The 3,572-nt window shown below is 61.8% G+C and carries 4 protein-coding genes; 1 reads left to right on the top strand and 3 read right to left on the bottom strand.

The window, feature by feature from the left end:
* Nucleotides 1–20 precede the first annotated feature (20 nt).
* Complete coding sequence (locus HP459_RS22005; RefSeq protein ID WP_038415594.1) at nucleotides 21–458, bottom strand: DcrB-related protein; 438 nt, start codon at nucleotides 456–458, stop codon at nucleotides 21–23.
* A 117-nt stretch (nucleotides 459–575) separates the two neighbouring features.
* Nucleotides 576–1,466: an oxidoreductase gene (locus tag HP459_RS22000; protein ID WP_155025026.1), complete on the bottom strand. Its 891-nt coding sequence runs from the start codon at nucleotides 1,464–1,466 to the stop codon at nucleotides 576–578.
* A 105-nt stretch (nucleotides 1,467–1,571) separates the two neighbouring features.
* Between HP459_RS22000 and HP459_RS21995 the strand changes: the two genes are divergently transcribed.
* On the top strand, nucleotides 1,572–2,693 hold the full coding sequence (locus HP459_RS21995) for a YbdK family carboxylate-amine ligase (RefSeq protein ID WP_022647338.1): 1,122 nt from the start codon (nucleotides 1,572–1,574) through the stop codon (nucleotides 2,691–2,693).
* On the opposite strand, the gene HP459_RS21990 is transcribed toward HP459_RS21995, so the two are convergent.
* Nucleotides 2,623–3,572, bottom strand: a 950-nt coding sequence (locus HP459_RS21990; RefSeq protein WP_171936841.1) for an efflux RND transporter permease subunit, incomplete at its 5' end; no start/stop codon positions are given. The two genes, HP459_RS21995 and HP459_RS21990, sit on opposite strands and share 71 nt — an antisense overlap.

The raw sequence follows: 3,572 nt of genomic DNA, 5'->3' as shown, positions 1-3,572 counted from the left end.
CATAACAACGGTCCCTGAAGTTAATGGTGGAAGCGGAAGCTCCTGAGAAGATCGCCAAACAGCGCGCCGTCGGCATCGCCCGGCGCGCGGGTGCAGGTCATAGTGAACACCAGGATTTTATCGCCGTCGACGTTAAACACGGCCTGCTGCTGCCAGATGCGTTTCCCGTCGCGCAGGTAGCTGGCATGGACGGTTTCACCCTGTAAAAGGCTGTCGCCCAGCGTAGCGGCGCTGCGCTCACCCTGCTTCCAGCCCTTGATGTGCTTTGCCATCAGGGCGAGCTGGCGATCGATATACGCGGCAAGCGCTTCGCCGGGGTTGAGGGCATCGCGGGAAATGTTGAACGCGGGCGCATCCGCTGCAGGCGGCGCGAAGACATTGACGGTACGGTCCTGATAGCCCTCAGGAAAAGCAATCATTCCTTCATTAAACAGGCACTGCGAAGATGGTTCTGACATTGAGCGGGTCCCACCACATTTTTTCAGAAGCGGTAAGTTTCGCATATGTGTTTAAGGCTGACTATCCCCAGATTATTGCTCCACCGTCACGCTCGCCGAACGGAAAAACAGCGGCCGTTAGCCCGGCCCCTCGCTCCCCGCCGCCAGCAGCGGTACCACCACGTCGCTGATGGGCACCGCAATACCGTGCTTGCGGCCGTAGCGCTGGATCACCCCGTTGCGGATATCCCACTCCATCGGACGATCGGCCTGACGGTCGGCAAGGATTGACGTGCCTAAATCCTCGGGCGCGCGCTGGAAGTTCGCCAGAATCTCCTGGGCCACCGCATCGTCCAGCTTCGCCCCTTCGGCGCGGGCGACGGCAAGCCCCTCGCGCAGGTAGGCCAGGGCCAGCTCGCTGATATCCTCGCGTCTGAACATCCCGGCGCGGCGGTTGGCCAGCACCATCAGCCCGGCGACCGCGTTTTGCAGCAGCTTGCGCCAGGCGACGGTGGTGAAATCTGTCGAGAGCTCAACATCACAGCGCGTCCCGCGAAGCGCCTCGACCACCCGCTGCGCCTGCGGCACATCCGGTAGTGTCAGAAGCGGTTTTGCCCGCAGCCAGACGGAGGCGTCCGGCTCGCGCTGCGCCGGGAACCAGACCACCGACGGCAGCACCGTTGCGCCGTTGACCAAAGGCGCAAGCTGGGCTTTCTGCTCCACGCCGTTTTGCAGCGCGCAGACCACGGTGTTTTCATCGCACAGGGCGCGCAGCCACCCGGCGCTGTCAGCATTTTGCGTCGTTTTTACCGCCACAAAAACAAGGTCTACGGGGCGGGTAATGACGGTGGGATCGGTAAGTACCGGACCGGGCACCACAATTTCATCCTCATCGTGACGCAGGCGTAATACCGGATGCGCGGTGCGACCGCACAGCAGCGGCGTACGGCCCGCGTCATGCAGCACCGCGGCAATGGTGGTGCCAATCGCACCGGGACCAATCAGCGCAATGGTTGGATAGTCAGACATGGGTCACTCCCCTTTTGCTAAGCCTGCTATCAGTTATACCACCCTGAAAAGAGCGCGCCACGCCCATTGTCTATACTCAACACATAACAGACAACGGAGTGCGCCATGCCCTTACCCGATTTCAAGTCCTCTGAACCTTATACCCTCGGCATTGAGCTCGAACTCCAGGTGGTTAACCCGCCGGGTTACGATCTGAGCCAGGACTCCTCTGCCCTCATCGCCGCCGTCAAAGACGACATCAAAGGGGGCGAAGTCAAACACGACATCACCGAAAGCATGCTCGAAATCGCCACCGGTGTATGCCAGACCATCGACCAGGCGGCGGCGCAGTTCTCCGTGATGCAGCAGAGCATCCTGCGGGCGGCGTCGGAGCAGCACATCCAGATCTGCGGCGGCGGCACGCACCCGTTCCAGAAATGGCAGCGGCAGGAGGTGTGTGACGACGAGCGCTATAACGTCACGCTGGAGCGCTTTGGCTATCTGATTTTGCAGGCGACGGTGTTCGGCCAGCACGTGCACGTGGGATGCCGAAACGGGGACGACGCGATTTACCTGCTGCACGGCCTGTCGCGCTTCGTGCCGCACTTTATCGCCCTCGCCGCGTCGTCGCCTTATATGCAGGGCACGGACACCAAGTTTTCCTCGTCGCGGCTCAACATATTTTCCGGGTTCCCGGATAACGGCCAGATGCCGTGGGTCAACAGCTGGCAGGAGTTCGAGGGGCTGTTCCGCCGCCTGAGTTCCACCAGCATGATCGACAGCATTAAGGATCTGCACTGGGACATCCGCCCCAGCCCGCACTTTGGCACCGTGGAGGTGCGGGTGATGGATACGCCGCTGACGCTCGGTCACGCCATTAACATCGCCGGGCTTATTCAGGCGACGTCGCACTGGCTGCTGACTGCGCGGCCCTATAAGCATCAGGAACGGGATTTTCTGCTGTACCGCTTTAACCGTTTTCAGGCCTGTCGCTACGGGCTGGAAGGCATTCTGACGGACGTGCATACCGGCGAGCACAAAACCGTGGCGGAGGATATCGCCTGGCTGCTGGAGCAGGTTGCACCGTCGGCCGAGAAACTCGGCGCGACGAGCGCCATCAAGGAAATTGCCCTGCTGTTAAAGCAGGGCAAGAGCGAGGCGCAGCGCATGCGGGACTTTATCGCCGATGGCGGCTCGCTGATTTCTCTGGTGCAGAAGCACTGTGAGCTGTGGGCGACGAGTCCGTAAGGCCATGCCCCCACTCGCGAAGGCGCTGGAACAGCACGAACAGCGCCGGGATGAACACTATCCCCACCACGGTGGCTACCAGCATGCCGCTGAACACCGTGGTCCCGATAATGCGGCGGCTCTGGGCACCGGCTCCGGTCGCCAGCATCATCGGCAGGACGCCTATGATGAACGACACGGCGGTCATCATTACCGCGCGGAAGCGGCGCGATGCCCCTTCCCGCGCGGCATCGACAATCGCCATTCCGTCCATACGACGGGCGCGGGCAAACTCCACGATAAGAATTGCGTTCTTGGCGGCGAGGGCTATCAATAGCACCAGACCAATCTGCACGTACACGTCGTTGGCATAGCCTGCCAGCCACAGCCAGACCAGCGCTCCGCCGATGGCGAACAGCACCGAGAGCATCACGCTCGCCGGCAGCGTCCAGCTCTCATACTGGGCGACGAGGAACAGCCACGCCATCACCACCGCCGCCAGCACAATCCATATCGCCTGATTCCCGGTCTGCTGCTCCTGATACGACATGCCGCTCCAGGCGTAGTCGTACCCGGCTGGCAGGTTTTCCGCCAGAATCTCGCCCATCGCCGCCATTGCGGTGCTGCTGCTCACCCCTTCCGCTGCCGAGCCGCTCACCGATACCGACGGGAACTGGTTGTACTGCTGAATAAATGGCGCGCCGACGGTCGGCGTGATGGTGACGAGGTTGCTCAGACGCACCCGCTCGCCGCTGTTGCTGCGCACGAACAGCTCGCTGATTTGCTCTGCGCGCTCGCGCCACTGCATCTCGTTCTGCATCACCACGTGATAGACGCGGTTGTTGACGCTGAAATCCCCGGCGCGCGTGCCGCCAAAGGCGGTTTGCAGGCTGCTGAAGA

The organism is Enterobacter sp. CM29, from assembly GCF_013179605.1.
Classification (GTDB): Bacteria; Pseudomonadota; Gammaproteobacteria; order Enterobacterales; family Enterobacteriaceae; genus Enterobacter; species Enterobacter intestinihominis.
This window is presented reverse-complemented; position numbering and strand designations above follow the sequence as displayed.

Excerpts from the sequence above, each read along its gene's own strand:
- HP459_RS22000 (WP_155025026.1), bottom strand. The coding sequence starts at position 1,466 with ATGTCTGACTATCCAACCATTGCGCTGATTGGTCCCGGTGCGATTGGC.
- HP459_RS22005 (WP_038415594.1), bottom strand. The coding sequence starts at position 458 with ATGTCAGAACCATCTTCGCAGTGCCTGTTTAATGAAGGAATGATTGCT.
- HP459_RS21995 (WP_022647338.1), top strand. The coding sequence starts at position 1,572 with ATGCCCTTACCCGATTTCAAGTCCTCTGAACCTTATACCCTCGGCATT.